Below are 21,751 nucleotides of genomic sequence, written 5' to 3'. Positions count from 1 at the left end.
CTTTAGGCAAATCATTCCATGCTTTCTGACTCTCTAAAAAAAACTATTAGGCAAGTGCATCAGCATGTGGCTAAAAACCTGAATGATTATAGGCCGCGCAGCAGTCAAAATTACCTTGTTGCAGAAATTGCAAAAACATTGGCTGGTGAGTATCACAAAAAACAACGAATTTGCGTCATAGAAGCTGGCACAGGTACCGGTAAGTCACTTGCTTATTGTTTGGGGGCCTTGCCTTTAGCATTGGCACAAAAAAAGAAGCTAGTAATTTCTACGGCTACCGTGGCATTACAAGAGCAATTAATCGCAAAAGAACTGCCTTTTTTTAAAACACATTCTGGGCTCGACTTTAAGTTTGATTTAGTTAAAGGACGCCACCGTTATATTTGCGCCCATAAACTACATAATGCTGTTAATGGTGATAGCCAAACTCAAATGGACTTTATGCCAACGCTTACCTCTCCATTAAGTGATATGGAAAGCAAATGCTTGCAAGGGCTGTACGATGCTTACGTAAATAAAAAATGGCAAGGCGATAGAGATAGCTGGGCAGATACAATTCCCGACAGAGTTTGGAATTTAATTGCTTGCGACAAGCATGCTTGCCAACGTCAAATGAAAGCGCATTTGACTTGCCCATTTCAATTAGCTCGCCAACAACTCATGCAAATGGATGTATTGGTTATTAATCACTCTTTGCTACTGGCTGATTTAGATTTAGGCGGTGGTAAAATTTTACCCGAACCAGACAACACTATTTATGTAATTGATGAAGCACACCATTTAGCCCATATAACACGCGACTTTTCGTCTGCTGCAGCAACCATTAAAGGCACAATAGAATGGCTCGATAAGCTCACTAAATTCAGCGGAAAAATGGCAAAAGTGCTAGTAGGACAAAGAGCCATAGGTCAAAACTTTAAGCTTTGCGATAGTATAAACGATGCAAATAAAGACCTAAAAGTAGTAAGAGATATTCTTGATAATGCTGACTTTGAATATTCAAAAGACGACACATACCGTTTTGAACACGGTGAAATCCCCAAGTCGCTACACAGCAAAGCAAAAGATATAAGCGAAGCCACACAAGATGCACTGCGTTGTTTAAATAAAATGCACGACACCCTTACACAAGATGTGAGCGACGGCGACATAAAACCTTATGTTGCCGATCCTATTCTTGCTGAAAGCGGTCACTACATTAATCGCTTAGAGCAACTAAATAAATTATGGTTTAGTTATGCCAACAAAGGAGAAGGCATACCCCACGCACGTTGGATAAAACGCCTTGAATATAAAAGTCATCATGACCACCTTTTAAGCGACTGCCCCATTGAAGTAGGCTACTACCTAAAAGACAAACTTTGGAACGAGTGCGCCGGCGCTGTTTTATGTTCTGCCACATTAAGTGCACTTGGTTCGTTTGACCATTTTGCTTATGAAAGTGGTTTAGCAAAAGAGGAAGGCGTTAAATTTATAAAGGTTCCCTCGCCCTTTGATTACCCAAAACAGGCAACATTACGCATCCCTGTGTCTAAAGTTGAACCTACCGATAAAGACTTTAGCGATCACTTAGCAACCACTTTGCCACAGTATATAAGTACTAAAAAGGCAAACTTAGTCTTGTTTGCCTCGTACTGGCAAATGGACCATGTAGCAAAGTTTCTTAGAACAAAAGGTTTTAACTTATTAGTACAAGGTGAGATGTCGAGAGAAGCACTGCTTAAAAAACACAGCCAAAATATTGATAGCGGTAAAGGTAGTATTTTATTTGGTACGCAAAGCCTTTCAGAAGGTCTTGATTTACCTGGTAAATATTTAGAGAACCTCATTATCACAAAAATCCCTTTTGCTGTGCCTACCTCTCCAATAGAAGAAGCGCAAGCAGAATTTGTGCAAAGCAAAGGCGGTAATCCGTTTTTAACTATTACAGTCCCAGATGCTGCTAAGAAATTGGTACAAAGCTGTGGTAGACTGCTGCGAAAAGAGAGTGACGAAGGCTGTATTACTATTCTTGATAGGCGTTTAGTAACCAAACGCTACGGTAAAGCCATGCTCGACACCCTTCCACCATTTAAAAGACAAATAGACTATTAATGTTTGAACTCGCACTCGACCCGACAACTTGGGCAATTTTATGTGCTGTTGCATTGGCAGCAGGCTTTATAGATGCAATAGCCGGTGGCGGTGGCATGTTAACCGTGCCCGCATTACTTACAGCTGGTTTACCACCGCACCTAACATTAGGTACTAATAAACTCGCTGCGAGCTTTGGTTCGTTAACAGCAAGTTTTACCTATTACAAAAAAAACCTTTTTAGCCCCAAGTTTTGGTTGGCATCAATTATCGCAACCGCAATAGGCGCGCTACTTGGTACGGTTATTGTTGATTATTTAAGCATCGACTTTTTAAATAAGTTGCTACCAATTATTATTATTATTGTTGCCTGCTACAGCTTATTTGGAAATTTGAGCACCACACAAGGTGATGAGTTGCCAAAACTCAACAATGCAATGAAAGTAAAGCAGTGGGTCCAAGGCCTAGCACTCGGTTTTTTTGATGGATTAGCAGGCCCAGGCACCGGCACATTTTGGACCGCGTCTAACGGCATGCTTTATAAAATGAACTTGCTTCTTAATTGCGGTTTAGCCCGCTCTATGAACTTTGTGTCTAACTTTATTTCTCTTATAACCTTTGTAGCATTAGGGCATGTAAACTTTTTGCTTGGTATAACAATGGGCTTTTTTATTATGTTAGGAGCCTGGTTTGGTGCGCACTCTGCAATTAGGTTTGGCAGTAAATTTATACGCCCTGTATTTAATACCATGGTTATACTTTTAGCATTAAAACTCATTTACGAGGCTTATTTTTAGCATGCAAGTGAATGCATTAGAAAAACTACAACAGCAAGTTACTTCGCTTAAGCAACAAGCAGAGCAATTTGACAGAGCTAAATTGTTTGCTAAAAACCGTTATATGCAAGCACAACCTAGTCTATTTGACCGCGCTGTATTTCAAACTAAAAGCATGAACCTTGTTGATTACGTAAACGAAATAGAAGAAGAAGTAGCAAGCTTACCACCAAGCGATCACCGCCATGCTTATACCTACGCGCTAGAGCGAATTGCATCGCAAGTCCAGGCCGTATTTAATGTCATTAAATCAACACCAATTTGGGAAAAAGAAAATAAAAGCCGCTATAAACCTCGCCCAAAACAAGCTGTTTATAAGCAAGCTGTAAAAAAAGTGATGCAGTCTTCTCATGAACTTTACGACGAGTTAAAACAAAACCATGAGTTTGAACGCCGCTTAATGCTGATGATAGAAGAGCGTAAAATGCAAATGGAAAATGCATCCCCAGCAAAAGCTCAAAAGCTTAACCTTGAAATATTAAGTACTCACGCACGTTTAGGTCGATGCAGAAAAGCCATTTCAGCCACTGAAGACAAAATACAACAAGTAGAAAAACAGCAACTCCGTTAGGGCTTTGTCCATGCAGCTATACTACCACCCTCTTTATTCAAATTTGCCTTTGCCCGAAAAGCACCGCTTTCCAATTCAAAAATATCAACGGCTTAAAACCGAAATAGAACATTTAGGCTTTTTACCAACCGCATTCAAGCAGCCCGCCAAGGCACGCCCCTCGCAATTAGCCTTATGTCATAGCGAGCAATATATTAATAATTTTTTAACTGGGAACTTATCTGATAAAGCGATAAAAAAGATGGGCTTTCCTTATTCGGCTCAATTAGTTGAACGAACATTGCTGTCTGTCGGTGGGAGTATTCAAGCAGCAGAAGAGGCTTTAAAAAGCGGACTAACCTGCAATTTAAGCGGTGGTTATCACCATGCCCATAGCGATTACGGCAGTGGTTTTTGTATATTTAACGATTTAGCCATAGCGGCCACACACTTATTAAATACTTATAAAGCCAAAACTGTGCTGATTTTTGATTGCGACGTGCACCAAGGCGACGGCACAGCGCAGATTATTAATCAGCAAAGCCATAAAAATATCATTACTTGCTCAATTCATTGCGAGCAAAACTTTCCGCGTTTAAAACAGCAATCTGATTACGACTTTTCTTTACCTGCTAAATCTGGCGACGATGAGTATATCGACACATTAAAACACGCACTTGCGCTGTGTGTAAGTATCCACCAGCCAGATATTATTCTGTACAACGCGGGCGCAGACATTTACACAAAAGATGAGCTAGGTTTATTAAATGTATCTATTACAGGTGTTTATGAACGAGATCTTTTTGTTCTTGATTTTTGTAAGCAACATAACATTCCCCTTATGTGTGGTTTAGGCGGCGGTTACCAACGTAATTTAGACAGCTTAATCAATGTGCATAAACAACTATTTAAAGCGGCTATCGATTTATAACAATCCTTAGTATAGACTTACTTAAATGGAACATAACAAAGCGGTAGGAACATGCGATTACACGACGATATACATAACTATTACGAAAAAATTGTTGTTGAAGAAATCATAAAACGAAAACTAGACGAAAAATATGACGACGACGTTATGGCCGACTTTTGCTGTACCGTGTTAAACCAACTGCCACCTCGTTACATTCGTTACGACGTAGATATGGCGTTTTATTTACCACAAGCTGAACGCATACACATGGAAGAACGTGTTCAAACCGCTATTGATGTGGCTATTAGTCAAATATCTAAAAAGAAAAATTTAAATGACCAACCCTCTTGAGGAAGCGCCAACGCATATTAAGCTCGCTGTTGATTTAATTATGATACTGGAGCAACACGACGTAGAGCCTGAAGAAGTCTTAAAAGCGCTCGATATAGTGAAAAGTGACTTTGAAAAGAAGCTAGTTAACAACTAGCTCTATTCAACTGTGTCTACTTCATACACAGTGACCGCTCCGTCACGTTTAGTGCAATCAATTTTAATTTCGCCAAATGTTCTTCTAGCTGATGTTGACCTTCGGCAAGTCATGTTTTGAGCTTTAACACCAAACTGCTCAATGTAGAGCGCAACAATTGCATCTATTTGCTGCTTCTCTTCTAATGTTGCAGCGGCATAGAAAGTATCATATTGATGTGACCAATTTTCAACGCCAGCTTCTGCAGCTACACCTAACCACCCCATGCCAAGTTTGGTTGATTGGTCTAAATATTGACCTTTTAAAAACATAAACGCTAGGGTGTATTGTGCGCTTTTATACCCTAGTGCTGCAGGCTCTTTTAAATTATTAAAAGCTTGCTCGTACAGCCCATTTTTATAGGCTTTAATACCGTTATATTCTTTTTTCTTCATTGTATTATCGCTGTATAAAGTAACTGGGGTCGACCCACACCCACTCAATAAACTCACAGCCAAAATTACTGTAGCCAGTAAACACCTAACCATAACTAATCCTTTATTATTTTTAATATGCGAGTACCGAATCTGGCTTACACTCTTCGTAAAGCCTGTTATTCTATAACTCTATTCGTATAATTAAAATATTATCATGAGCTTAGCAAGTTTACTTCGATTATTTTTTCTGGCTGCAATTTGGGGCGCGTCATTTTTATTTATGCGCATGGCCGCCACTAGTTTAGGGCCCGCAGTCTTAATAGAATTTAGAGTAGGCTTTGCGGCACTCACACTATTTATAGTTGCGCTGTATTTAAAACGTCGCTTGGCGTTTACTAAACACAAAAAGCACTTTTTTATAATTGGCGCTCTTAACTCCGCCCTGCCTTTTTTACTTTTTGCTTATGCCGCGCAAACTATCAGCGCATCTACGTTATCTATTTTAAATTCTACAACGCCTATTTGGGGCGCAGTTGTGGGTATTATCTGGAGTAAAACCAAGCCAACTAAGAGTATGGTTTTAGGCTTGCTGTTGGGTTTAGTAGGTGTGGCAATTTTAGTTGGGCAAAACCATCTTATACTAAATACTCAGTCACTTATTGCTATTGTAGCAGCGCTAAGCGCTTCATTTTGTTATGCCATTGCATCCCATTACACAAAAAATGCGCCAAAGCTTGCACCGTTTGATAACGCACACGGCTCAATGTGGGCAGCGAGTTTTATGGTACTGCCCCTTATACTTTTTATGCCAATGCGTGAAGTACCAACCACCAACGTTATACTTGGCGTTTTAGCCCTTGGCATAGTGTGTACAGCGCTTGCTTATATTTTATTTTTTAAACTTATTGAAGATATAGGCCCAACCTCAGCTTTAACGGTCACGTTTTTAATTCCGCTATTTGGCATTTTTTGGGGACATTTAATTTTAGATGAGCAAATTGGGCCAAACACGTTACTAGGCGCTTTATTTGTTATTGTGGGCACTATGCTGGTTACTGGATTTTTACCGCGAAAAAAGCACCTAGCTAAAACACGCTAAGTGCTTTTACAAAGCGCTTACTTTTGTGCTTTTTTGCTTAAGTTTTCAATTAAGTCTTGTGCGCTATAGCTATTGTCGCTGGGTTTAATGCCTTTGCCCATTTTAATATCAATCAGGGTGTGTACTTCTTTGCGTTTATCATTGTTGCTCACCTGCACGCCTACACTGCTTGTTGGGCGTGCGCGTGTTTCGCAAGTTAATAAACCGCAGCTTCGCTCATATTGCTGACTGTGTGATGCACTAATAGTTGACGCGGGTGCTTGCGATTTAGACTCAACAAAGGTTTCTTTATTCGTTACAACAAACCAGTCGTAGCCTTGCGCTTGGGTAAGTTCAGCCGCGCGTAACAATGCATAGTCACCGGCATCTGCTACGTTGTTTGACACACTTTTAAACTCTACGCGGTATTGATCGTTACTAATTTTTTGCTCGCTGTAACCTTGTGAGCCATTATTCGCGGCGCGGTAATCAGGTTTAGATGCACAACCCGCCATAAGTAAAATACTGATAATTAAAATAGATGTTTTCATAATTCACCTCGTTTTATACACATTATTATTTGTTTAACTGCCACTTTGCGCTAATTGCTTGCTGCTCTTGCACTCTATCTAGTGGTGCGCCGCTGATCATGCTGTCTATAACAGCATCTAACTCACTGTTATTAGACGCCGCTTGATATTGCGCGCCATTATTACTTTGCTGCGTGGCTGTTTGCGCTTTAATTTGCCAACCGCTTTGCGTTTTACATGCAATACTTGTTTGCGTTGTGTTGTTTGAACTTAGTGCATACTGCCTACAAAGCTCGCCTTGCTGATTTTTAAAACTAAGCTGCGCGCTAAATACTGAGCCATCAATTTGCTCATACTCTCCACTACTTAGCTGTGTATTAAGGGCTGAGGCTATGCTACTGGCTACTAAATTTTGCGACTCATTGGGTTGTAAATAACTAGTCATTGCAATACCAAATACCACGGCAACACTTGCAGCTATTGCTAAGCTTTTATTAGCCGAGTGCTTAGCCTTTTGCCAAGGCGTTAACGCCACTATATTGCTATTCGACGTGTTTTTTGTCGTTGCTGTATCAAGCTTTGCAACCGTTTTAGCTAATGAGTCACTAAGGGGGGCGTCATCAATACTTGTGGCGTGCTCTTTTACTCGCATGTCTACTTCGCTTAGCTCTGCAAGTCGCATTACTAGTTCATCATCGGTTTCAAGGGCTTTACGCACTTGTTCCATTTCGTGCTCGCTTAGCTCTGAGTCTAAAAAGGCGCTAAGTGTTTCGTCGTTAATGTTCATACTTGCTCCTTTTTAAAGTCGGGTTTTATTAAGTTATAAAGTGTACTGCGTGCTCGTGATAATTTACTCATTACACTGCCTATAGGTATATCGAGTGTATGTGCTACGTCTTTATAGGCCATACCCTGCACTGCCACCAGCGATACGATGGCGCGTTGCTCTTCGGGTAATTGCCCAAGTGCGGTATTTACATTTTTAAGCATTTGTTTGTTTTCGAGTGTTTGGTGCTCATTACTTGTAATTGGCTCTGGTAATATATCGGCCTGGGCCGTATTTTGCCTTACCTTGCGTGAGCGGTATTCGTCTATCCACACATTGCGGCAAATTTTAAACGCCCATTTAGCAGGCTCAACGTCATCCGGAATGCCTTTTACTAATAGTTTTTCAATTGTTATTTGCACTACATCGTCTGCATCTGCTTTACTACCCGTTAGCGAATAGGCAAAACGCCTAAGCATGGGCAATAAGGTTTTTAATGTTTCGTTCATTGATTTTTACCCCTTTTATAAAGAAGACGATTCAAAAAAACATTTATTCCCAAATAATCAAAATAATTTGAATAATGAAATATTTTTATGTGTTAAACGTTAACTAACTAGCATAATAAATTTAATAAAAGTAACCCACTATGAACATGAAAAAAGTCCGCGTTAAACACATCATAGCCGCTTCGCTTTGCATATTTAGCGCAACGAGTTCTGCCAATATAGTCAAAGTCGATCAAGTGCTTGGGCAGTTAAACCCAATAGAGCAGCGTATTGAACAAACAATAGAGCGCGCACAACGCCTGCCGCTTCCGGTGCCTGTACCACAAGTGTCGATTGATGAACTAAAAGCGCAAATTAGTGAGCCAATTAGCAGTTTACCTAATGTGCTTAACATTAATATAAATAGTCAAAACACCGCATTTGTTGAAGTAGAGCTAGAAAACGGCTTTAGAGCAATAGAGCGCCAATGGTTATTAATGGCAAATAGCCAACAACTTAATACCCTACAGCAGCAAAATGTGACTATTGTATCGGTAAAAAATTACAACGCACTTAATATGAGCTTAGTGCGCTTTAACGTCCCTCAAGGTGTTAATTCTAAAAGTGAGTTATTAAAAGCGCTTAACTTAGATGAGTCTGCAATACTTGACCGAAACCACATTTACCAAGCACAAATAGACGAGCCTACCATTAAAGTAACGCAAAATAAGCCTATTGCGCCCTACTGCACACAACGCGTAAAAATAGGCATGATCGACAGCGCCATTAATACCAAACACAGTGCTTTTGAAGGTGCAAATATCACTACGCAAAGCTTTTTACCACAAGGGTTAAGCTCGCCAAATTTACACGGCACCGCCATTGCAGGGCTAATTACAGGTAAAAGCGCAAAACTTAGCCCGCTTTTAGGCAGTGCCAAGCTTTACAGTGCCGAGGTGTTTTATAGGCAATCTGAATATGCTCAAGGGGCTACATTATTTGCCATAGTAGAGGCACTTAACTGGCTAGTCAGTAATAAAATACCCGTAATAAATATGAGCCTAACGGGGCCAAATAACGCAGTTTTAGAAGCAAGTATTACTGCAGCAATAAAACAAAACGTGTTAATTGTAGCTGCTGCAGGTAACCAAGGGCCGGCGTCGCAGCCGTTATACCCAGGTGCGTATAAAAGCGTGATAGCGGTAAGTGCTATTGATTCACAAAACCAAATTTATAGATGGTCAAATAAAGGCGATTACATAGACTTTGCAGCCCTTGGTGTAAATGTTGTTACAAGCCAAGGCAATGGAAAATTTGGTAGGGAGTCGGGTACGTCAATGGCGGCGCCGCATGTAAGCGCGGCATTAAGTTGTTTATTGTTAAAGCATGGTAATAATAAAACCAAAGCACTTAACGAGCTTACATTGCTGGCCAAAGATTTAGGCGAGCAAGGCAAAGACACCACCTTTGGTTATGGTGCCATTTACCCACCTAAAAGTGCACTTTAACTGATGCCGATAAAACCGATTGCGTATAGGTATTGCTACTAAGCTTTGATTGATAATCGCCATATTCAGCCTCGGCTATGAGTGTTACGTGCTCAAATAAAGCTAGGTTATAAAACGCATTAACGATATTTCGGTGCTCATCTCGTGACGGTATTTGCTCAAAAAAATCATCCGTTGTTTGCTCATCGTAATCTTTATTTTGATAACGCCAGCCTGCCCCCACTTTGTTAGCCATATTAAAGGCCGTAAATTTGTGCGTAACTTTAGTAGTAAAACCGTAGCCGTTAAAGTCGTATTGGTTGTCGTCGGCGTTTTCTTTATCGGCACTTAGCGTTGCCATTAGCATGGTTTGGCCGTTATTTATAAAATGATAAAGCGCTACATCGCCGCCTACGCCGTCGGCATTACGTGCTTTTGCAGTAGCAAAACGTTTAGCTTTGGTTTTTACACTCATACGCAAATACGTATGCGGGTTTAAAAAATGGCCATAGTAGGCGCTGGCTTGATTAAAATGTAAAAATGGTTCGCCATCTACATTTGCTTTTGCACCATCGTAACGAACCCCTAGCTCATGGCTATTAAAGCTATAGCTGCCATCTAAACCATATTGATGCAGGTCTAAATCGTATTGATCAAATTCATCGTAGTCTTGTTGTTCAAACTTATAGCTTGAGGTTAATTTAGTGCTTTTGGTTACTTGCCATTTTGCACTAACACCGGCTGCGGTTTTTATGCCGCTGTCGCTTTGCGACGAAATATCATCAAGCTCCTGAACAGAGAGCGCCGAGTTACTTAATACCCCAACGTCTGCATCTGCATTTAGCTCAAAGCTACGTTTAAAGGGTTTATTTTGCCCTGCTGTTTTAACGTGGCTGGTTTGAGCAAGCACCGCTTGGGCACTAAAAACACACAATGTGGCGGTTATAACTGCTTTCATATTTATTCTCCAACAGGCCGAATAGGTTTCCCCATTCGGCATTTGTGCAAGCACTTGGCGTATTAAAGGCCTAGGTCTAAATCGTTAGTAATGTTGGTTACTACTTCACTTGCGGTGCTAAGTGCTACATCGTTACTAATTTGATCAGTAACCGCTGCACTCACCTGCCCGCTAACACTTTGTTGTACTGTGCTTTGTAAACTACTAACCGTACTGTCTTGCACACTGGCAATTAAAGATTGCTGAACATTGCTTACTACTTCATTACTGGTATTAATTGCATCACCCATTTGCAGTGCAGAGCTCACTGAGTTTGCAGCCGTATTAGTAATTGCTAATTGGTTTGTAAGCTCACCCGCATTAAGCGCATTTGTTGCATCAGCTTGTGTAACTGAATCGGTAGCACTGCCCACATTTGAAAGTAAAGAGGCATCGGCTGGTGTGTCGGTAGTGTCTGGCTGAGCGCCTTGCTCAGAGGTAACAGAAAGTAATGACGACTGGCTCACAGCGGTTGTTAAATTACCTGCCGATGAGGTTAACTGCGCTGTTGCATCAAGCGCTGTATTGACTGTGGTATTGCCTGAGGTATTTAAAGACGAGGCCGATGCATTTAATACATTATTTAAAGATGAGCTGGCAGATGCAACTAATGTATTTGCAGGCTCTGCGGCCTCGCTACTTTCTTGCGCTGGAGTTTGCGTGTTATTCGCCGTTGAATCAGTGTTTTGCGAATCATCAGCCGTTACTTGTGTATCGTTAGATACGTTTGACTCGTTGCTACCACTGGCTGTTAAACCGTTTTGTGAAAGCGCAATAGATGTAGATGTTTGTTGCTGCGCCGACGTTGACTGAGATAGTTCAATATCAGCGGCGTGCACTGCACCTGTAAAAGTACACACACCGCTTAACATCATTACGCTTACAATTTTATTTAATTTAGTCATTGTTTTGTCCTCTAGTTTGTCGGATTGACATAAAGAAGACGATTTACAAAAACACTTTATTCCAAAAATAATTAAAAAATTATAATAACGTTACTTAATTACTTAAGTTTCATGAGCTTAAATATGAATTACTCGTTTACTGCGTTAGCGTTTCACTGTTTTGGATCAGCAATAACAGCTCGGCAGTGGCGGTAGCATCGGCCAATGCGCGGTGATGGCTGGTTAAGTTTAAATTAAAATGCGCGCTAAGGTTACCAAGCGAATACGACTTTAAGCCTTTAAACGCTCTGCGCGATTCAACCACAGTGCACATTTTGGGCATTTTAAAAAAGTGCCCTGCAACCTCGCATTCTTTTTTAATAAAACCGTAATCAAAGTTCACGTTATGGGCTACAAAAATACTGCCTGCAAGTTTATCTAGTAGAGGCTTGGCTATATCGGCAAATACAGGTGCGTTGTAAACCATGCTATCGCTTATGCCGGTCAATTTAGTAATAAAGCTTGGGATATGGCGCTGCGGATTAATAAGTGTCGTCCAGGTATCAATTACTTTACCGTGCTGCACTTTAACAATGCCAATTTCGGTAATGCGGTTACCGCCTTTTGAGCCACCCGTGGTTTCTATATCAACCACGCTGTAAATACGGTTAGGGTCTACAAACCACTTAACTGCAGCAATATGTACTGTAAAACCCACATTTTTTAAATTATCAATGGTGGTTAATTGGTTGCGCCTAAGCTTATCGCCTGGGGCTTTTACCTCTTCAAAATGTACTTGGCCATTATTAATAACCATTAAGTCGGGGTAGCCGTCTTTTAGCTGTAAATAGTGTTTGCTCATAGCCGTTAAGTGCGCAATTAACGCTTCAAGCGGGCTGTTTAAAATAAGTGCCTCTAGTGGCTCTAATAAATTGCTGCGCCATCTAAATAAACCATTGGGCTGCTCAAAATACTGTGCGGCATGCTTACATACCAAATTAAGCAGCGCCTGATTAGTGTTACAGCTTTTTAAACGTGCATCAATTTGCGTGCTTTGTGCTTCATAAAAATTACCAAGCTGTAAAACTTGCGGGTAAATATCAAATTCATTACACGGCGGGTAAGGCGATTCAATAAATAACTCGTGCCAAAATACTAAGCCAAACAAGCTTTGCCATAAGGTGTTTTCGGTATTAAAAACCGTTAACCCTTTTGCACTGTAATGCTCATTTACGCCTTGCTCTACATCGCCTCGGTAAATTTCGTCAATTTCAAGCACACACTGGGTATCGGCCAGCATGGTGCTTAAGCGCGAACGCGTTTGTTTATTAAACTTACGCATTAAAAAGTCATCAGCAAAGTACAGTAAATCGTCGGTGAGCGGGTTTTCTATAATTTGCTCTAGCTGCGCTTTAACCCACGCTTTATTACCTAGGCGGTATTGCTCTCTTATTTGAATTTCTTGTGCTTCGGCGTAATCGGTGCAGCCTTCAAGTAGGCTAAAGGCAAGTTCGCTATCGGTAATTTTAAGTTGTTTATACAGCCTAACTAGCAGTTTATTTTTAATGTCGTGCGCTTGTGCGCCATGCGCCGGTTGCGCCAATACTAAATGCGCAAGCTCGTTGTAAGGGGTTTTGTCATCAAGGGTTTCATCTTTTGTATTACCGGCTGTTTTGCCGATATTTTTAAACGCTAAACGGTAACGATTTAAAACATAATTAGATTGCGCCTCAGAGAGTGTATTAAAGCGCGACAAGCTCTCGCTGTGCCCTTCGCGGGTAGCGGTTAACCCTAAATCGCGCATAACAAAGCGGTTTTGATGGTTTACATCGCCACTACTTAAGCGCCCTGCAAATAAAAACTCAAAATACTCGTAATAATCTTCACGGTTATTTATCACATATTGGCTATATAAAGGGGCTAAATCATCTTCGCGCTCACTAAAAAATTGGCACGCAATAGTGAACAACTCCCCTTTAGCTGCGCTTTTTTTAAAGCTTACTTGCTCACTGTAATTACTGAGTAACTCCACCAGCATGGGCTTGGTTAAATGCGCTATAAGCTGCTTGTAATGCTGTGCGTTTGGCTCATATAAAATACCCGCTGTTTTTAGCGTATAAATAGCCTGATGCGGCGAAGTTATTTCTTCATAATTAAGCGATTGCGCCTGCACTAAATAAGGCTTGCGCGAATACACACGCGCCAACATGCATTGGCTTTGCTCATCTAGTTGGTTAATTTTACTAATAAATTCACTATGTTTAGGCTCAAGTAAATGCATACATTTACTTGTTACAAACTCAATAAGCTCTCTAAAATGCGCTAAATAGTATTTTGCTGGTAATTCTTTTTTCATAACATCGCCACAACTGTATATAAAAACAGTATCTAGCATTTGTGCTTATTATTCAATCTTAAACTTGTAACTAAAACACGCTATAGTGAGCGTATAAAAGTAAATTTATTAAAAATAAAGGACTTACCATGAGCGCGCACCCATACGATGTTTTATCACTCAATAACGGCGCAAATATTATTTTTACGCCTTGCCCTGGTACAAAAACACAAAACCTAGCAGATTCAATCGCTACATTAAAAGCCGCTGGCACTCACATGCTACTTTCGCTTATGCCGCAAAAGGAGCTTGAAAAAAACAACGTACAAACAATTAATAGTGAGTGCCAAAAGCACGATATAACTTGGTTCCATTTACCTATAAATGACGACGAAGCACCCAAACAGCCTTTTATATCAAGCTGGAACACACACAAAACAGACATATTACAAGCCATACAGCAAAAACAAACCATTGCCATACATTGCAAAGGCGGCACTGGCCGCACAGGGTTGGTTGCTGCGCTTATTTTAAATTCAGCAGGTTACACAAAGGATGAAGTTTACAGCTTAGTACAAGGTATTCGCCCTAAAGCACTGACTATAGAATTACAAAAAGAGTACTTTGAAGAATTTATGATTTAGGTATTTACGAGGTGTAACATTAACCTGGCATGGCTTTGATTTTAAATCTAGAACTAAAAATGCGTTTATTCAACGTTTCTTAAATAATAGTTGACCTTAAAAGGTCAACTATTATTGTTGTTATTAAATTCAACTTTGGATAGGATTTCCAATACTTTCTAAATGCTCTGTTTGGCCAGCAGTAAGTGGGTAAATCGATTTTATAAAACATTTTTTTGTAGGTTGTTCAATGGTAGAAATTGAATCCCCTTCCTTATGTATAACAAAATTAGAAAAGCGGTTTAACTCAATTCCATGAGATTCATTTAGGTCATGGCAAGTGCCCTGGGTTTCAATCAAATAATCTTTTTTATGTGCCGCTGAAATAATTAAGAATTTATCAGAAAGTGGTTTCCAACCTTTAAACCTAAAGCTATTGATTTTATCTTCACCTGCTAAGTTTTCTTCAGACAAGTACTTTGCATATGCTTGGTCTTTTTCTTTCAGTGAAATATTGCTTGTTGCTGAACAGCCTAAAAGCACTGTTGCTGCTAATGTAATAACTAAAATGTTTTTCATAAATTATCCCTATAAATTAAAATAATTAGGTAAATTACAAATGTATATTTATTGCGAAAACATACAACTTAGTAGAGCTTAATTTTTACACTCACTCTAAGAAGAACAAAAAATACACAGCCAATCTTACAGTAGAATATTATTTTATCTTTGTCATCTTTTTGTTAACATTTTAGGTAAATTTAAAGTGTTTTATTTTATAAAAGAGGTGGCAATAAATCCCCTTTTATAACTTTAAGATATATGAATTAGCGTCTACCCGCTGCAAACAACACATTAATAGTCAGCACAGAACCACAAAGCTACTAATAGTTAAACGCCCATTAATTGGATCGCGATCATAACCGTTAGCCGCATTTATATTACCAGAATGCAATAAGTTGCTTGGATATATAACAACCCGATTTAGCTTTGCCTCTACACTGAAAATTTGCTCAAACAAAGCTGTGCTGCCATTTATATAATGTGGGTTTTTATGAAGCTTTTGTGCCATGGCTTGTTGCTTTATAGCTTGCCTATAAGGGATAAGTCGCTCTTTTGTTATGCGTTCATACCCCAGGGCTTTATGTTTATAAAATGAAGTACCCCCATGTGTTTCATCACATAAAAAATGCACCATAGCAAGTTGCTTCATATTAGGTGTGTCAAAATGGGGAAGCATTTGTATTGGCCTGAGTTTATCAGGTTCAGTGCATGCAATTGAAAAGGCAGAAAGTATTACATCAAACTCGCTTTTATCTACCATATTAAAGTGTGAATTAATAATTGGCGACAGTGCTTTTAGCTGCTCTATATAACTAAGCGGTGCTGCTTTTCTTACTCCTGGATAAAAATCACTTTCTTGTGCGTAAAATGTTTCCCTCGTATTTTCAGAAAACACAGCAAAATTAATTAGCGCATCTACATTATTAACAAAATCATCAATAACAATTATTGGGTTTTTTTCCTCCCCTACAGTGTGTATGTGTAACACCATATTTTTGTTAAGTGTAAAATCAATCATCGGCTAAATTAAGCACCGCATTTTTACGCTCTATTAATGGGTATATCTGACCAAGTGAGGTTATTACTGTATAAATGGCAGGTAATAAAGCACTTTGATGTAAAAGCGTAATTTGATCACTATTAAGTTGTGAGAGCTTTTCTTGATTAATAGTGTATAGGCCGTTTAACTTTGTTTTTTTGTTATTTTCAAACGTTACTTCAAGCGATAATGGCTGTAGTAGTTCATACTTTAACAACGCATCAATTAACTTTTTATTGTCTATTTCGCCTTGTAGTAAATGCCCTAAACACTGCTTTATTTGTTTAAAATAGCCACTTTCTTCTGCGCTTTGGGTATAAATTGGTTCTAAATTATTTTCGCTTTGCGCAGAGTTATCAACTACTGCAGGGCTGTTTAAATTAATACACACAGGGTATTGCGTCTGCTGCGAATGCGTATCACCAACAAAAAATGGCTGACGCTGTAACTGAAGCGGTAAATATACGCCCTGCCACTGTGATTGCTGATAAAACAAGTTCTCATGTTGCTCAAAGCCTAATAAAGCATTGAGTGTAAACTCGCCTGTTTCTGAGTTTTTTGCAAAAACTATAGGCTGCTGAACGGCAATTTGGCTAAGCTCCGCCATAACTACGGGGATCATATTAAGATTTTTAGCGTGTGATTGTGCTTTTTGTGTATCTATTTTTATATGCTGATGAGCACTTTGCTCTAATGCGACTAAATTTTCCATGCGTGTCTCTTTATTGTTTTTATGTGTAATTTTTTAAACTAGATAGCACTAAAACCATGGTGCTTAATTTTATTAAGTAGCTCTCGGTTACTAGGTAAGTTAGTGACTGCTTGGTTTATCATGCTCTTATTTTTATCAAACTGACTTTTAGCGAAAACAGTGTCTTTAAGCATATAGGCAGTTGTGCTGTAATCACTTTTAAAGCCCATGCCGTATAAAACATATTGATAACTGGCCGCTGGAAACACCTCATTATTACTTGTAAAGTCGTGATCAGCAGGAGCGCGGTATTGCCACAACTTCATTAGATCTTGTAAGCTTTGAGGAATCGTTTTTGGGTCTCTGTTATCACGCCAAAATGCGTTATCGTCACGGTTTGATAAAATATAATGCAGTTTTAAAAAGTCGATTATTTTTTCCCACCTATAGGTAAACGTCTCGTTAAAGCGTTTGGCGGTAATATCCATAATATCGCGGGTCTGGGGGAGTTGTTCGCTTATCATCTGTGCTGACATTTCAACTAATACCAATGCAGAGGCTTCAAGCGGCTCTAAAAAACCAGCTGAAAGCCCAACCGCAACACAGTTGTTCTGCCAAAAGTGTGAGCGGTGGCCGCTTTTAATAGGGATTTTTCTAATTGTTAACGACTCTATTTTATCGCCAACATACGCTTTGAGCTTTTCTCGTGCTTCAGCTTCGCTACTATATTTACTCGAATACACGTAACCTACACCACGGCGGTGTTGTAACCCTATATCCCATATCCAACCTGCTTCTTGCGCTGTTGAGATTGTGTGGGATGCAATGCTCTCATCTTCATTCTCATAAGGGACTTGCACTGCTAAGGCGGTATCGATAAACAGCACATCATCGCAAGGCATAAAAGGAACCCTATAATGCTCGCCTAATAACAATGATGAAAAGCCGGTGCAATCAACAAATAAATCACCGCTAATTTTACCTTGTTGCTTTGTAGTAACACTTGCAATATCGCCATTTTTAGCATTATTAACCTGTGTTACATCAGCCAAAATATGTTTAACACCAAGTTCCTGCGTGCAATGTTTTTGTAAAAAAACGGCAAATTTTGCCGAGTCTAAGTGGTAGGCATAATTAGCTATAGCAGCATATTCTGGGGTGCGAATTGTTTTAGGGGCAAGCCCTTGCTCACAAATAGCTTCTTGGTAACACACTGCATTTGAAAAAGACGTGGACTCAGCGGCATTATTTAACCAATGCCCTGCCATATCTGTTTTTGAAAAGCCCTGTGGCAAAACTAATGGGTGGTAATAAAAATCATCATTGCTCCCATCCACCCACTTGGCGAATTTTGCACCTTGCTTAAAGCTTGCTTCACACTCGCGTATAAAATCAGTTTCGCTAATACCAAGTGCTATTAATGTACTGCGCATGGTAGGCCAAGTACCTTCCCCAACACCTATAATTGGTACATTTGGAGACTCAACGAGAACAACATTAAGGCCATCCGGGGTATTACTTTTGTGGTGCGCCGCTAATCGTCCGGCTGTTAGCCAGCCCGCTATACCACCACCAACGACAACCACTGTTTTTATTTTTTTATTTTGCTGGTTCATACTTGTTACCTATAAAGGCATATTGAAAAAGTGGCTATTACTAATTGTAAAAGCCACTTTATTAATTAAAGTTAAAAACTACCGCGAATACCTAACGCAAAACGTCGTCCGCTATCTTCAACCAACAATAATTGATTAGAAAAACGACCACGCTTGTGCACGTATTCTTCGGTTAAGTTAATACCTTCAAAAAATACCGATACATTTTCGGTAATGTCATAGCTGCCGCTAGCATCAAGTTGTGCGTAATCTTCTACAATGGTTACACCATCGCCATTTAGCTGTGTTAGTGACTGTACAAAGCTATCGCGCCAGTTATAAGCTAAACGCGCTTGAAATGGCCCATTCTCATAAAAGCCAACCACATTATAAGAGTCGCTTAAGCCTGTTAATGCAAAAACTTGAGTTATATCTGCAGAGTCTAACTCTGCATCGCTGTCTACAAATGTTGCATTAACCATAAAGCCAAAGCCACTATCAAAACTATGTTGTAAGGCGACTTCCCAGCCATCAACAATCGCCGATTCGCTATTATTGGGCAATGTATTAGTGAATACAGCCGTAGAGTCGGCAGCATCAGGGTTATCTACATCGTTACCTGTAGAGGGGTCAGTTAACAATCCGCCATCAGACAACTCAAAAGTTAAGTCTTCGGTCGTATTAATAATGAAGTTAGCAACATTTTTTCTAAAGTAACCCGCAGATAAATAACTGGCATCAGCGTAATACCACTCTAATGATAAATCTAAATTATCAGAGGTAAATGGCTCAAGCGCAGGGTTACCAGAGCTTGATGTTAAATTGCCGCCTTGACGAGTTGTTTCAATTACTGTTACAGGCGACATACTATCGAGCGTTGGCCGTGTAATTGTTTGTGATACCGCAGCACGTGCTATTATCTCATCACTTATTTCAAGCTTTACACTAAAGTTAGGCAAAATCGCTTCGTAATCTGAACTTGCTGAAATATTTTCTACAGCGCCAAAGTTAGCGAGCATTTCTGTTTTATCTAAAATGGTTAATGCACTAACCGGCTCATCTGTGCCCTTTACTTTTACATCAGTGCTTTCGTATCTAAAGCCCGCTGTTGCGTATAAAGGCATGCCTGCAAGTTCAGCTTCAAAGTCGAACTCTGTATAAAACGAGAACGTATCTTCAGTGATCTCAAACGACTTATTACGTTTAACTGCGTCAAAACTAATAGGCTGACCATTCGCCGCAGCTATTTGCTCAAGGTAAGCAAAGTTTGCCTCGCCATCGTGTGCAAGCCATGACGTTGGCATTCGACCGCTGCCGCTTACATCACCTAAAAAGTCATCCCCTGCGTCAAATACGAATTGCGCTAAGCCATCCATACTTGGATCATCCGGGTAACCACAAAAAGTACAGTGAATACCAACACCTTCGTTGTCCCAACGATCAAGGTTTTTAGTTTCTGTTGAATACATAGCGCCAAATTTGACCGAAACTAGGCCAGAGGTGCCATCGTTATACCAAATGTTATCCCAGCGAAATTGATCCACGGTATCTTCTACAGCCCAACCACGGCGTAGCATTACATGTGCTCGGCTATTGGCGGTATCTAAATGGTTTGATACGCCATCGGGCGTAACAGCAGGGTTATAGGCAACACCGTCAAGCTCTTGCTGACCGCTGTAAATATTGGGATTAGCAGAGGCAAACTCACTTGCGTAAGGTAGTATGCCGCCATCTACTTCAAATCGAACTCGGTTAGCATAGCCAATCAAGGACAGCTGATCGCCACCACCGTTATTAGCCTCACGCTCAGCCTTTGAGTGGCTTAAATCAAATTTCATATTTAAATTATCGTTTACATGCCAATCAAAGTTTAAACCTAATGCGCTAGAGCTTGTTAAGCGATCAAACTTTTTAGCATGCATATCAGTAGCAAGGCCTACCTCTTGATATAAATCAACCACAGTACCATTTTCGTCTACGGTTGGGCCTGCAGCTCCGCCAAAGCCTTCTATGTTTGGCGCTGTAAACCAATGCCCGTATGACGTGGTGTCTGCTTCTACATCGAAATCAGAATAAAGCCCATCAGCTGTTATGACTAAATCATCTGAGGGTGCATACTGTATAACTAAATTTGCATTAGTACGTGTACGTGTTTCTGTAGTAACTTTATGATCATAGTTACGCGGCGAAAAAATATTACCGGTGTATGCTTGCCCGCTTTGAGTTTGCGGGTTTGGGACGCCTACATTTTCTAACCAGCCATCTACCTGCGCCTGGTTTAAGCGTGTTTCGCGCTCTTGGCGAGAAACAGCAAATAACACACCCAGTGTGTCATCATTAAACGTATTGCTGATTAACCCAGATATCTCAGGTGTGGTTTCTTCACTATTTTCATCGTAAATACCCTTAACACTGCCCGCAACTTTAAAGCCATTAATAGCAAATGGGCGCGCTGTATTTACATTGACTGTTGAACCAATACCACCTGACTGCTTTGTGGCTGTTGAGGTTTTAAATACGTCTAAGCTTTTAACCAGCTCTGATGCAATGGTATCAAAACTAAACGCACGGCTTTGATTTTCAGAGGCCATTTGGCGTCCATTTACAAGCACTGTATTAAACTGAGGGCCAAACCCACGTACTGTAATGAGCTGCCCTTCACCGCCTGAACGGTCTATTGAAACCCCTGTAATACGCTGTAAAGACTCAGCTAAATTTGTGTCAGGAAATTTACCAATATCTTCAGCTGAAATGGAGTCAACCACGCCACCCGCTTCTCTTTTGGCATCCATAGCTCGGCCAAGCGAGCCTCTAATTCCGCGTACTTCAATTATTTCTGGTTCTTGTGCTGCTGTCTCTGCTACTGCAGGGAGCGTTGTCATTGTGCTTAGTACAGCTAGTACAGCACTCGACACGCCATTTTTTTTATAGTTAGCCATGTTGTCAGTTCTCTCGAAGCTTGGATCTATTAAAATAGATATTTGCCCATCTTCGCTAACATGCGGTTGCAACCCTGTGCCATCGAGTAAAATCTGTAATGCGTTTATTATTGAATACTCGCCAGCAATAGTATTTGTTTGTAACTGCTGAATTTTATCCAGCGGAAAAAGCAAAGTAATATCGGCTTGCTCGGCAAAATTTATTAGCGATAAATCGGCCCTTTGTCTGGGAATATTAAACACTGCTTTATCGTTTACAGGGCTCGCTTTTACCTCGGTGGTGAATAAGCTAAAAACCAGCACATAAATTGGTAAACAAAGCGGCAAATGCACATATTCCTTGTGTATAGTTTTTGGCCATACACTGAACAAAGACGAGTGACTTTTTATTTTCCTCCATAAATATTTTTTATTTTTTTTAAATAAATTATTTTTTTGACTTGCCATGCTAATTTGTTTT

21 protein-coding genes are annotated in these 21,751 nt (G+C 40.1%); 9 read left to right on the top strand and 12 right to left on the bottom strand.

From position 1 onward, the window contains the following. Positions 1-18 precede the first annotated feature (18 nt). From dinG to AC27JL_RS15050, 6 genes are read left to right on the top strand one after another with little or no spacing between them, the layout of a single operon-like run. Positions 19-2,094 (top strand): ATP-dependent DNA helicase DinG, encoded by a 2,076-nt coding sequence (dinG, locus tag AC27JL_RS15075; protein ID WP_487195961.1) that lies wholly within the window; start codon positions 19-21, stop codon positions 2,092-2,094. Then, positions 2,094-2,870 carry a TSUP family transporter gene (locus tag AC27JL_RS15070; RefSeq protein ID WP_008129308.1) on the top strand — a complete coding sequence of 259 codons (777 nt, stop codon included), beginning with the start codon at positions 2,094-2,096 and terminating at the stop codon, positions 2,868-2,870. The genes dinG and AC27JL_RS15070 overlap by 1 nt, the downstream gene beginning before the upstream one ends. A 1-nt stretch (position 2,871) precedes the next feature. Next, the gene (locus AC27JL_RS15065) at positions 2,872-3,480 is read left to right on the top strand and encodes a primosomal replication protein (RefSeq protein ID WP_008129307.1); all 609 of its coding nucleotides are present in this window, start codon (positions 2,872-2,874) and stop codon (positions 3,478-3,480) included. 10 nt (positions 3,481-3,490) lie between these two features. Beyond that, the gene (locus AC27JL_RS15060; RefSeq protein WP_487195960.1) at positions 3,491-4,390 is read left to right on the top strand and encodes a histone deacetylase family protein; all 900 of its coding nucleotides are present in this window, start codon (positions 3,491-3,493) and stop codon (positions 4,388-4,390) included. A 51-nt stretch (positions 4,391-4,441) separates the two neighbouring features. Continuing rightward, complete coding sequence (locus AC27JL_RS15055) at positions 4,442-4,723, top strand: late competence development ComFB family protein (RefSeq protein ID WP_006793580.1); 282 nt, start codon at positions 4,442-4,444, stop codon at positions 4,721-4,723. After that, entirely contained in the window at positions 4,707-4,859 is a 153-nt protein-coding gene (locus AC27JL_RS15050; protein ID WP_006793581.1) for a YbaM family protein, read from the top strand. Before AC27JL_RS15055 ends, AC27JL_RS15050 begins: the two co-directional genes overlap by 17 nt. 2 nt (positions 4,860-4,861) lie before the next feature. On the opposite strand, the gene AC27JL_RS15045 is transcribed toward AC27JL_RS15050, so the two are convergent. Further along, positions 4,862-5,386, bottom strand: coding sequence for an SEL1-like repeat protein (locus AC27JL_RS15045; RefSeq protein WP_487195959.1), 525 nt, complete (start codon positions 5,384-5,386; stop codon positions 4,862-4,864). Positions 5,387-5,489: 103 nt separating this feature from the next. Here AC27JL_RS15045 and AC27JL_RS15040 point away from each other — a divergent pair, with 103 nt between their 5' ends. Beyond that, on the top strand, positions 5,490-6,374 hold the full coding sequence (locus AC27JL_RS15040; RefSeq protein WP_487195958.1) for a DMT family transporter: 885 nt from the start codon (positions 5,490-5,492) through the stop codon (positions 6,372-6,374). 17 nt (positions 6,375-6,391) lie between these two features. On the opposite strand, the gene AC27JL_RS15035 is transcribed toward AC27JL_RS15040, so the two are convergent. From AC27JL_RS15035 to AC27JL_RS15025, 3 genes are read right to left on the bottom strand one after another with little or no spacing between them, the layout of a single operon-like run. Further along, a complete protein-coding gene (locus tag AC27JL_RS15035; protein ID WP_487195957.1) occupies positions 6,392-6,904 on the bottom strand; it encodes a CC0125/CC1285 family lipoprotein in 513 nt (170 codons plus the stop codon). Positions 6,905-6,929: 25 nt separating this feature from the next. Next, a complete protein-coding gene (locus tag AC27JL_RS15030) occupies positions 6,930-7,670 on the bottom strand; it encodes an anti-sigma factor family protein (protein ID WP_487195956.1) in 741 nt (246 codons plus the stop codon). After that, entirely contained in the window at positions 7,667-8,158 is a 492-nt protein-coding gene (locus AC27JL_RS15025) for an RNA polymerase sigma factor (RefSeq protein WP_039038091.1), read from the bottom strand. The genes AC27JL_RS15030 and AC27JL_RS15025 overlap by 4 nt, the downstream gene beginning before the upstream one ends. Before the next feature lie 140 nt (positions 8,159-8,298). Here AC27JL_RS15025 and AC27JL_RS15020 point away from each other — a divergent pair, with 140 nt between their 5' ends. Further along, positions 8,299-9,645 carry a S8 family serine peptidase gene (locus AC27JL_RS15020; RefSeq protein ID WP_487195955.1) on the top strand — a complete coding sequence of 449 codons (1,347 nt, stop codon included), beginning with the start codon at positions 8,299-8,301 and terminating at the stop codon, positions 9,643-9,645. On the opposite strand, the gene AC27JL_RS15015 is transcribed toward AC27JL_RS15020, so the two are convergent. From AC27JL_RS15015 to AC27JL_RS15005, 3 genes are all read right to left on the bottom strand, one after another. Further along, complete coding sequence (locus tag AC27JL_RS15015) at positions 9,629-10,582, bottom strand: hypothetical protein (protein ID WP_487195954.1); 954 nt, start codon at positions 10,580-10,582, stop codon at positions 9,629-9,631. The genes AC27JL_RS15020 and AC27JL_RS15015 overlap by 17 nt on opposite strands. Before the next feature lie 62 nt (positions 10,583-10,644). After that, a complete protein-coding gene (locus AC27JL_RS15010; protein ID WP_487195953.1) occupies positions 10,645-11,526 on the bottom strand; it encodes a hypothetical protein in 882 nt (293 codons plus the stop codon). Between the two features lie 136 nt (positions 11,527-11,662). After that, positions 11,663-13,900, bottom strand: a complete 2,238-nt coding sequence (locus AC27JL_RS15005; RefSeq protein WP_487195952.1) for an exonuclease domain-containing protein — start codon at positions 13,898-13,900, stop codon at positions 11,663-11,665. 89 nt (positions 13,901-13,989) lie between these two features. Between AC27JL_RS15005 and AC27JL_RS15000 the strand changes: the two genes are divergently transcribed. Then, the gene (locus AC27JL_RS15000) at positions 13,990-14,484 is read left to right on the top strand and encodes a phosphatase domain-containing putative toxin (RefSeq protein ID WP_487195951.1); all 495 of its coding nucleotides are present in this window, start codon (positions 13,990-13,992) and stop codon (positions 14,482-14,484) included. A gap of 129 nt (positions 14,485-14,613) precedes the next feature. Here the strand turns inward: AC27JL_RS15000 and AC27JL_RS14995 are convergent, their stop codons facing one another. The 5 genes from AC27JL_RS14995 to AC27JL_RS14975 all read right to left on the bottom strand — a co-directional run bounded on the left by AC27JL_RS14995 (position 14,614) and on the right by AC27JL_RS14975 (position 21,738). Then, entirely contained in the window at positions 14,614-15,042 is a 429-nt protein-coding gene (locus AC27JL_RS14995) for a DUF6491 family protein (RefSeq protein WP_010557150.1), read from the bottom strand. Between the two features lie 283 nt (positions 15,043-15,325). After that, positions 15,326-16,045 (bottom strand): DUF6445 family protein, encoded by a 720-nt coding sequence (locus AC27JL_RS14990; RefSeq protein WP_487195950.1) that lies wholly within the window; start codon positions 16,043-16,045, stop codon positions 15,326-15,328. Next, a complete protein-coding gene (locus AC27JL_RS14985; RefSeq protein ID WP_058429470.1) occupies positions 16,038-16,778 on the bottom strand; it encodes a SapC family protein in 741 nt (246 codons plus the stop codon). Before AC27JL_RS14985 ends, AC27JL_RS14990 begins: the two co-directional genes overlap by 8 nt. Before the next feature lie 38 nt (positions 16,779-16,816). After that, positions 16,817-18,373, bottom strand: a complete 1,557-nt coding sequence (locus tag AC27JL_RS14980) for a tryptophan halogenase family protein (protein ID WP_487195949.1) — start codon at positions 18,371-18,373, stop codon at positions 16,817-16,819. A 71-nt stretch (positions 18,374-18,444) separates the two neighbouring features. After that, positions 18,445-21,738 (bottom strand): TonB-dependent receptor, encoded by a 3,294-nt coding sequence (locus AC27JL_RS14975; RefSeq protein ID WP_487195948.1) that lies wholly within the window; start codon positions 21,736-21,738, stop codon positions 18,445-18,447. Between the last annotated feature and the right edge of the window lie 13 nt (positions 21,739-21,751).

The organism is Pseudoalteromonas sp. 4NS20-0020, assembly GCF_057554385.1.
The sequence above is the reverse complement of the archived record's forward strand: the minus strand, read 5'-3'. Positions and strand labels throughout refer to the sequence as shown.

Excerpts from the sequence above, each read along its gene's own strand:
- dinG (WP_487195961.1), top strand. The coding sequence starts at position 19 with ATGCTTTCTGACTCTCTAAAAAAAACTATTAGGCAAGTGCATCAGCAT.
- AC27JL_RS15070 (WP_008129308.1), top strand. The coding sequence starts at position 2,094 with ATGTTTGAACTCGCACTCGACCCGACAACTTGGGCAATTTTATGTGCT.
- AC27JL_RS15065 (WP_008129307.1), top strand. The coding sequence starts at position 2,872 with ATGCAAGTGAATGCATTAGAAAAACTACAACAGCAAGTTACTTCGCTT.
- AC27JL_RS15060 (WP_487195960.1), top strand. The coding sequence starts at position 3,491 with ATGCAGCTATACTACCACCCTCTTTATTCAAATTTGCCTTTGCCCGAA.
- AC27JL_RS15055 (WP_006793580.1), top strand. The coding sequence starts at position 4,442 with ATGCGATTACACGACGATATACATAACTATTACGAAAAAATTGTTGTT.
- AC27JL_RS15050 (WP_006793581.1), top strand. The coding sequence starts at position 4,707 with ATGACCAACCCTCTTGAGGAAGCGCCAACGCATATTAAGCTCGCTGTT.
- AC27JL_RS15045 (WP_487195959.1), bottom strand. The coding sequence starts at position 5,386 with ATGGTTAGGTGTTTACTGGCTACAGTAATTTTGGCTGTGAGTTTATTG.
- AC27JL_RS15040 (WP_487195958.1), top strand. The coding sequence starts at position 5,490 with ATGAGCTTAGCAAGTTTACTTCGATTATTTTTTCTGGCTGCAATTTGG.
- AC27JL_RS15035 (WP_487195957.1), bottom strand. The coding sequence starts at position 6,904 with ATGAAAACATCTATTTTAATTATCAGTATTTTACTTATGGCGGGTTGT.
- AC27JL_RS15030 (WP_487195956.1), bottom strand. The coding sequence starts at position 7,670 with ATGAACATTAACGACGAAACACTTAGCGCCTTTTTAGACTCAGAGCTA.
- AC27JL_RS15025 (WP_039038091.1), bottom strand. The coding sequence starts at position 8,158 with ATGAACGAAACATTAAAAACCTTATTGCCCATGCTTAGGCGTTTTGCC.
- AC27JL_RS15020 (WP_487195955.1), top strand. The coding sequence starts at position 8,299 with ATGAACATGAAAAAAGTCCGCGTTAAACACATCATAGCCGCTTCGCTT.
- AC27JL_RS15015 (WP_487195954.1), bottom strand. The coding sequence starts at position 10,582 with ATGAAAGCAGTTATAACCGCCACATTGTGTGTTTTTAGTGCCCAAGCG.
- AC27JL_RS15010 (WP_487195953.1), bottom strand. The coding sequence starts at position 11,526 with ATGACTAAATTAAATAAAATTGTAAGCGTAATGATGTTAAGCGGTGTG.
- AC27JL_RS15005 (WP_487195952.1), bottom strand. The coding sequence starts at position 13,900 with ATGCTAGATACTGTTTTTATATACAGTTGTGGCGATGTTATGAAAAAA.
- AC27JL_RS15000 (WP_487195951.1), top strand. The coding sequence starts at position 13,990 with ATGAGCGCGCACCCATACGATGTTTTATCACTCAATAACGGCGCAAAT.
- AC27JL_RS14995 (WP_010557150.1), bottom strand. The coding sequence starts at position 15,042 with ATGAAAAACATTTTAGTTATTACATTAGCAGCAACAGTGCTTTTAGGC.
- AC27JL_RS14990 (WP_487195950.1), bottom strand. The coding sequence starts at position 16,045 with ATGATTGATTTTACACTTAACAAAAATATGGTGTTACACATACACACT.
- AC27JL_RS14985 (WP_058429470.1), bottom strand. The coding sequence starts at position 16,778 with ATGGAAAATTTAGTCGCATTAGAGCAAAGTGCTCATCAGCATATAAAA.
- AC27JL_RS14980 (WP_487195949.1), bottom strand. The coding sequence starts at position 18,373 with ATGAACCAGCAAAATAAAAAAATAAAAACAGTGGTTGTCGTTGGTGGT.
- AC27JL_RS14975 (WP_487195948.1), bottom strand. The coding sequence starts at position 21,738 with ATGGCAAGTCAAAAAAATAATTTATTTAAAAAAAATAAAAAATATTTA.